Source organism: Dietzia cercidiphylli (assembly GCF_014145145.1).
Classification (GTDB): Bacteria; Actinomycetota; Actinomycetes; order Mycobacteriales; family Mycobacteriaceae; genus Dietzia; species Dietzia natronolimnaea.
The window spans coordinates 1-6,367 of sequence record NZ_JAALEA010000030.1; the positions used below are offsets into that span (position 1 = coordinate 1).

The following is a 6,367-nucleotide window of genomic DNA, read 5'->3' on the forward strand; positions in this document are numbered from 1 at the left end:
CGACCTCGGCGCGCGCCGTGCGGACCCCCGCCGCGGCCATGACGTCCTTGGCGAAGGCCTTGGAGCCCTCGATCCGGGCGGCCTCGGCCGAGGGACCGAACACCGGGACGCCGGCCGCGCGGAGGGCATCGGCCACCCCCGCCACCAGCGGCACCTCGGGGCCGATGACGACCAGGTCCACCTCGAGCCGCCGTGCCAACGCGGAGACCGCCGAGGGATCCGTCACCGACGCGTCGTGACACGTGGCCTGCACCATGCCGGGGTTGCCCGGCGCGGCGTGGAGCTCCGTCACCGCGGGATCCGTTGCGAGGGCGACGAGGATGGCGTGCTCACGGGCACCGGAACCGATCACGAGAATTCGCACAGCGACCACAGTAGTCGCGCCCCCCGGGCGACGTGACCCGGCACGGCCGGTGCGGGCGTCGTCGGGTGGACCTCAGCTCGGCAGGTCGGTCGCGATCCCGTCCGGCAACGTGGCCTCATCGCGGATCCGCAGCCCCTCCGCGGTGAGCATGTCCGTCATGCAGAGATCGAGCGTGCGCGCCGTCGCGTGGTCCGCCTCCGGGGTCCCCATCGGCTTGAGCCCGAACATCGCGTGCGAGCAGAGGCCGTCGATCCCCGCCCACAGGACGCGCTGGTCCCTGATCCTCGTCCCCGGACGGAAGATCCCCGCCGTGATCCCGCGGTCGACGATCTGCTGCATGATCTCGGCGACGTCCGAGGCCGCGAACGCGACCGTCGACGACTCCCCGAGAGTCTCGACCATCATCCGCGCCCAAGCGGGCTCCGCGACCGTGAACGCCACGATCGCGATCCCCGCGTTGCGGAGGTCCAGGTAGGCCGCGAGCCCCGGGGCCGACTCCGCGCCGGTGACACCCGGGAGAGCGACACGCTCACCCATCGCGGCGAACCCGCGGGCCGAGACCTCCTCGACCAGCTGCTGCCGGTTGGTGAAATGTCGGTAGGCGGCGGTGGCCGACACCCCGATGACCGGCGCGATCTCCCGCAGCACGATCGCCTTCTCCCCCGAGGACCGCGCACGCGTGGTGGCCTCGTGGATGATCGCGTTCCGCAGGTCACCGTGGTGGTAGGACTTCTTCTTGACGGTGTCGTCTGCCGTCGGTGCCGTTGCCTCGATCATCTGCCGTCCCTCCGCCATCCTCTAAGGACCGTTCGCCGCTCGATGTCCGGGTGGCGTACCCCTCATTACATCACGAACCGCCGCGCATCAGCGGCAAGCGGCCGCCCCGGATGGTTAGGCTGGGAGCATGTCGACCGTTTTCAGCAAGATCATCTCCGGTGAGCTGCCGGGAAGGTTCGTCTGGGAGGACCCCGAGGTGGTCGCCTTCCTCACGATCGCGCCCGTCGCGGCCGGCCACACCCTCATCGTCCCGCGAGAGGAGATCGACCGCTGGACCGACCTGGACCCCCGACTGTGGGCGCGGCTCAACGAGGTCGCCCAGGCGGTCGGCGAGGCCGTCGTCGAGGGTTTCGGGGCGTCGCGGGCCGGCTATCTGATCGCGGGGTTCGAGGTCCCACACACCCACATCCACGTCTTCCCCGCCGACGACATGTCCGGCTTCGACCTGTCCCGCGCGGACCCCGACGCCCCGGCGGAGGAGTCGGACGCGGCGGCCGCGACGATCCGTCGCGCTCTGCGGGAACTCGGCCACGACGAGTTCGTGCCCGGGGACTGACCGGCCCACCCCGACTCGCCGCCCCGGTGGTCGGGTCGGGCGGGTGACCGGCTCAGTGCCCGAGCGCGCGCGTCACCTCGCCCATGTCCTGGTAGTCGCACCATTCGCTGACCAGGCCGTCACGCAGCGTGAAGAACGCGCCGACGGCGAGTGTGATGGGTGTGCCCCCGATCGTGAGGAACGTGGTCCTGCTCACCGCGGCCGTGTCCCCCGACGACAGCACCCGGTGGATCTCCACCCGGACGTCGGTGGAGACCTCCTCGTTGAACTCGATCAGCTGGGCCAGCCCGTCGCGGCCGCGCACCACCTGGGTGCCCTCGATCCGCAACTCGAGGTCGGGCGTGCACAGCGAGGTCGCTGTGTCCACGTCACCACGGAACGTGGCCTCCACGAGCGCCCTGGCCACCTCTCCGGAGCCGCCGCGCCGTTCGTCCTGGTCCATCGGACCGCCCCCGTCCACCGTCTACTCCGAGATCGTGTTCAGAGTACGTAGGTCCTTGTAGTCCTCCCAGCGGGTCACCACACCGCCCTCCACCTCGACGAACGACAGGGCCGGGATCTCCACGCCCCCCTCGGGCAGCGTGTAGGTCTCCAGCCGCTTGAGCGCGACGATCCCCGGTTCCGCCACCGCCGACAGGACGGCCACGTCGAGGAACCCGGACAGACGCGCGAGATCCTCGATGATGTCACGCAGGCCGTCGTGCCCCTCGTAGAGACGGAGGTGGCCGCCGTTGGTGTAGACGATCGACGGCGAGGAGAGCGCCAGCGCGGCGTCCACGTCACATGAGGTGACGGCGCGCATCCACGCCTCGGCGATCCGCCGGGTGGACTCAGCGTCCACGCCCCCGTCCACGTCTCCGGAGCCCCCGCCGTCGCTGAACACCTGCCACATCCTACCCAGAAACCTGAGAAAACTAAACGTATACCGCGCGCGCGTGGCGTGCACTCCCGGCTCCCCCGGGCGGCGGGTGAGAGCTGGAGACGAGACTTGAACTCGCAACCGCCCGATTACAAGTCGGGTGCGCTACCAATTGCGCCACTCCAGCACGGCTCCGGCACGGCCGGGGTCCGGGTCACATCCTAACCGGACCCCGGGCCGCGCTCTCGACCGCCGCGGTCTTGACTACGGTGTCCACGTGGAGATCCGCGACGCACCCGCACCGTTCACCCGCCCCCTGGCGTGGCTGGGTCTGCGCAAGTCGACGATGGACCTGGCGGTCGAGCCGCCCCTGTCCCCGATGGCACCGGTCGACCTGGACGACGACGGCGCCGTCACCGACGTCCTGAACCTCGCCCTCGAGATCGCCGGCATCCTCCTGTCCTCCGGCGAGGGCGCGGCGGACACCGTCGCCCAGGGGGAATCGGTCGCGGCGGCGTTCGGCCTGCCGGGCGCCACCGTCGAGGTCACCTTCACCTCGTTGACCATCGGCGTGAACCGCCGACGTGGTCGCCCGCCGATCTCCGTCATCCGGGTGGTCAACTACCGCACGATCGACATGACCCGGGTGACCCGTGTCGCCCGGCTCACCGACCTCATCGTGCGGCGCCAACTGACCGTCGAGCAGGCCACGGCGGAGGTCGAGCAGATCATCGCCTCCCCGCACCCCCACTCGTTCCGGGTCGCGGTCCTGGGGTGGGCGATGCTCGGTTGCGCGGTCGTCATCCAACTGGGTGGCAGCCCGCTCGCCGGACTCCTGTCCATGGTGTCCACGTTCGCGCTGATGTACGCCAACCGCTATCTGGACGGCCACCGCCTCCCGAAGTTCTTCCAGCAGATCGTCGGGGGGTTCATCGCGGCCGCCTGGGCGCTGTTGGCCTACGTGTTCCTGAGCGACAACTTCGTGGACATCCAGCCATCCACACTCGTCGCCGCGGGAATCATCGTGCTCCTCGCGGGGCTCACGCTCGTCGGCGCGATCGAGGACGCCATCACCGGGTTCCCCGTGACGTCGGCCGGCCGCGGCGTGGAGACGATGATCCTCACCGGAGGGGTTCTCGGCGGCATCACGATCGCCCTGGCGGTGTTCGCGCGGCTGGGCATGTCCCCGCCCCCCATCGACCCGACCATCTCCGGCAACGCGCCCCTGTATCTCGCCGTCTTCGCGGCGGGGGTCGGGGCCGCCGGCTTCGCGGTGGCCAGTTACGCCACCGTGCGTGCGACGTGGCTCGCCGCGGCGGTCGGGGCGATCGGGATGGTCATCTTCCAGGTGGTCACGACGACCGGGCTGGGCGTGGTGGTGGGTTCCGCGCTCGCGGCCTGTGCGATGGGGTTGTTCGGCGGCATCCTCGCCCGTATCGCGACCGTCCCGCCACTGATCGTGACCATCGCGGGGATCACACCGCTCCTGCCCGGGCTGTCCGTCTATCGGGGACTGTCGGCCCTCACCAGTGACCAGACCGGTATCGGTGTGGGACTGATGTTCCAGGCCCTGGCGATCGCGGTGGCCCTGGCGGCCGGCATCGTGTTCGGCGAATGGGTCACGCGTAATCTGCGCAGGTCCGCCGCCGCCGACCAGTGACGTAAGATGACGTCGGACGCCTGAGCCCACACGGGCCCTGCGTCCCATACCGACCACGGGAGGACACACATGGCATCCGCCGCAGCGGCCAGCAAGGAGCCCGAGCTCGACGTCGACCTCGAGCCCGTCGCCGACGAGACCGCATATCAGGCCCAGAGGATCGTGGCCTCGTACGCCGCAGACGCCGACGAGTGCCTGATGCTGCTCGAGATGCTCGGGATCGGCCCCGAGAAGGTCGACCCTGCCGACGTCGACTAGCCGCATCACAGCGATCACGGAAGGGACGGGGATGACGCGCGCGACCGAGCAGACGCCGCCGGACGCCGGTGCGGACTTCGTCGTCGTCGCCAATCGGCTACCCGTCGACCTCGTCCGTGACAAGGACGGCCGGGAACACTGGAAGGCCAGCCCCGGTGGGCTGGTGACGGCCCTGGAGTCCATCCTCAAGGCCAACCACGGCGCCTGGGTGGGTTGGCCCGGAGTGGCGGACGCCGCCCCCGAGCCCTTCGACGCCGACGGCATCCGGCTGCACTCGGTCACGCTGTCCGCCGAGGATGTCGGGCTCTACTACGAGGGGTTCTCCAACGGCACGCTGTGGCCGCTGTTCCACGACGTGGTGGTCCCCCCCGAGTACCACCGCGAATGGTGGAACGCCTACGTCGCGATCAACCGCCGGTTCGCCGAGGCCACCGCCGCGGCCGCCGCCACCGACGCCACGGTCTGGGTGCAGGACTACCAACTCCTGCTGGTCCCCCGCCTGCTACGTGAGATGCGTCCCGACCTGACCATCGGGTTCTTCCTCCACATCCCGTTCCCCCCCGTCGAGTTGTTCATGCAGCTGCCGTGGCGAACGGAGATCGTCGACGGGATGCTCGGGGCCGATCTCGTGGGCTTCCACCTGCCCGGCGGAGCCGACAACTTCCGGATCCTCGCCAACCGACTCGGCGGCCACCCCTCCCTTCGGCTGCGTTCGACCCGGGGTCGGGCGTCCGAGATCCGCGTGGACGACCGCAGGGTCCGGGTGGGGGCGTTCCCCATCTCGATCGACTCGGCCGCCATCGACGCCGCCGCCCGCGACCGCGACACCCGCGCCCGCGCGGAACGCCTGCGTACCGAACTCGGCTCACCAGAGATCCTGTTGCTGGGCGTGGACCGTCTGGACTACACCAAGGGCATCGACGTCCGCCTGCGCGCGCTCGAGGAGCTGTTCGAGGAGGGGCGCCTGGAGCCCGCCGACGTCACCCTCCTCCAGCTGGCCACGCCGAGCCGCGAGCGGGTCGAGCAGTACCAGATCATGCGGTCGCGGATCGAGGAGTCGGTGGGCCGCATCAACGGCACGTTCGGCGAGATCGGGCACCCCGTGGTGACCTACATCCACCGGCCCGTCCCCAAGACGGAACTGGCGGCGTTCTACGCGGCCGCCGACGTCATGCTGGTGACGCCCGTGCGGGACGGCATGAACCTGGTGGCCAAGGAGTACGTGGCCTCGTGCACCGACGGCGAGGGCGCCCTGGTGCTCAGCGAGTTCGCCGGCGCCGCCGCGGAGCTACGCCAGGCGTACCTGTGCAACCCGCACGATCTCGACGGGGTCAAGGACGCCATCATGGCCGCGGTCCACGACTCCCCCGAGGACCGACGTCGCCGTATGCGGTCACTGCGTCGGCAGGTCCTGGGCAACGACGTCCACGCGTGGGCGCGCCGGTTCTTCGAGACGCTCGACGCCACCTCCGCCGGGTAGATCAGCGGGGACGCCGGGTAGACCAGCGGGGGCGCCGCATCACAGCGAATTGAGCTCGGCGAGCTTCCACGTCCCATCCTGGCGGACCATGTCCACGCTCAGCCGTGAGGCCGAACTGGCCGCCTCGGGCGCGTCCTTGGTGGAGACCATCCGGTTGAGCATGACCAGCACGGTGACGCGCTCGGCGTCCGTCACCTCCTGCGGCGCGGCGGCGGCGACGGTCGCGTAGACGGTGGCCTCCTGCTGCTTGGCGGCGGAGGAGACGGTCGGCATGGACTGCTCGACGAACTCCGACAGCGCCGGGTCGGCGAGCCGTTCCCGTACCGCTCCGAGGTCCGCGTCCACCGTCCGGTGGTCGTAGGTGAACATCTGGGTGGTGATCTCGCGCGCCGCGTCGGTGGCCGCCCGGGGCG

7 protein-coding genes, 1 tRNA gene and 2 pseudogenes are annotated in these 6,367 nt (G+C 70.4%); 4 read left to right on the forward strand and 6 right to left on the reverse strand.

All coding sequences use genetic code 11. The features are described 5' to 3' along the window. Both G6028_RS01735 and G6028_RS01740 read right to left on the reverse strand, forming a co-directional pair. Window positions 1–364: pseudogene (locus G6028_RS01735) on the reverse strand (phosphoribosylamine--glycine ligase); the annotation flags it as partial. A gap of 72 nt (window positions 365–436) precedes the next feature. Continuing rightward, a complete protein-coding gene (locus tag G6028_RS01740) occupies window positions 437–1,141 on the reverse strand; it encodes a TetR/AcrR family transcriptional regulator (RefSeq protein WP_182657862.1) in 705 nt (234 codons plus the stop codon). A 127-nt stretch (window positions 1,142–1,268) separates the two neighbouring features. On the opposite strand from G6028_RS01740, the gene G6028_RS01745 reads away from it, so the two are divergent. After that, on the forward strand, window positions 1,269–1,697 hold the full coding sequence (locus tag G6028_RS01745) for an HIT family protein (protein WP_107748802.1): 429 nt from the start codon (window positions 1,269–1,271) through the stop codon (window positions 1,695–1,697). Window positions 1,698–1,749: 52 nt separating this feature from the next. Here the strand turns inward: G6028_RS01745 and G6028_RS01750 are convergent, their stop codons facing one another. The 3 genes from G6028_RS01750 to G6028_RS01760 all read right to left on the reverse strand — a co-directional run bounded on the left by G6028_RS01750 (window position 1,750) and on the right by G6028_RS01760 (window position 2,743). Further along, complete coding sequence (locus G6028_RS01750) at window positions 1,750–2,139, reverse strand: nuclear transport factor 2 family protein (protein ID WP_182615625.1); 390 nt, start codon at window positions 2,137–2,139, stop codon at window positions 1,750–1,752. A gap of 21 nt (window positions 2,140–2,160) precedes the next feature. Further along, window positions 2,161–2,580, reverse strand: coding sequence for a nuclear transport factor 2 family protein (locus G6028_RS01755; RefSeq protein ID WP_338404119.1), 420 nt, complete (start codon window positions 2,578–2,580; stop codon window positions 2,161–2,163). Window positions 2,581–2,670: 90 nt separating this feature from the next. Next, window positions 2,671–2,743: transfer RNA gene (locus tag G6028_RS01760), tRNA-Thr, on the reverse strand. 90 nt (window positions 2,744–2,833) lie between these two features. Here G6028_RS01760 and G6028_RS01765 point away from each other — a divergent pair. The 3 genes from G6028_RS01765 to G6028_RS01775 all read left to right on the forward strand — a co-directional run bounded on the left by G6028_RS01765 (window position 2,834) and on the right by G6028_RS01775 (window position 5,954). Further along, window positions 2,834–4,216 carry a threonine/serine exporter family protein gene (locus G6028_RS01765; protein ID WP_182610390.1) on the forward strand — a complete coding sequence of 461 codons (1,383 nt, stop codon included), beginning with the start codon at window positions 2,834–2,836 and terminating at the stop codon, window positions 4,214–4,216. 69 nt (window positions 4,217–4,285) lie between these two features. Further along, window positions 4,286–4,474: a hypothetical protein gene (locus tag G6028_RS01770; protein ID WP_107748799.1), complete on the forward strand. Its 189-nt coding sequence runs from the start codon at window positions 4,286–4,288 to the stop codon at window positions 4,472–4,474. 31 nt (window positions 4,475–4,505) lie between these two features. Further along, window positions 4,506–5,954 (forward strand): alpha,alpha-trehalose-phosphate synthase (UDP-forming), encoded by a 1,449-nt coding sequence (locus G6028_RS01775; RefSeq protein ID WP_182657864.1) that lies wholly within the window; start codon window positions 4,506–4,508, stop codon window positions 5,952–5,954. Between the two features lie 39 nt (window positions 5,955–5,993). Here the strand turns inward: G6028_RS01775 and G6028_RS01780 are convergent. Then, window positions 5,994–6,367, reverse strand: a pseudogene (locus G6028_RS01780) (hypothetical protein); the annotation flags it as partial.

Bases quoted from the DNA above. Each gene is read 5' to 3' on its own strand.
- G6028_RS01740 (WP_182657862.1), bottom strand. From the start codon at position 1,141: ATGATCGAGGCAACGGCACCGACGGCAGACGACACCGTCAAGAAGAAG.
- G6028_RS01745 (WP_107748802.1), top strand. From the start codon at position 1,269: ATGTCGACCGTTTTCAGCAAGATCATCTCCGGTGAGCTGCCGGGAAGG.
- G6028_RS01750 (WP_182615625.1), bottom strand. From the start codon at position 2,139: ATGGACCAGGACGAACGGCGCGGCGGCTCCGGAGAGGTGGCCAGGGCG.
- G6028_RS01770 (WP_107748799.1), top strand. From the start codon at position 4,286: ATGGCATCCGCCGCAGCGGCCAGCAAGGAGCCCGAGCTCGACGTCGAC.
- G6028_RS01775 (WP_182657864.1), top strand. From the start codon at position 4,506: ATGACGCGCGCGACCGAGCAGACGCCGCCGGACGCCGGTGCGGACTTC.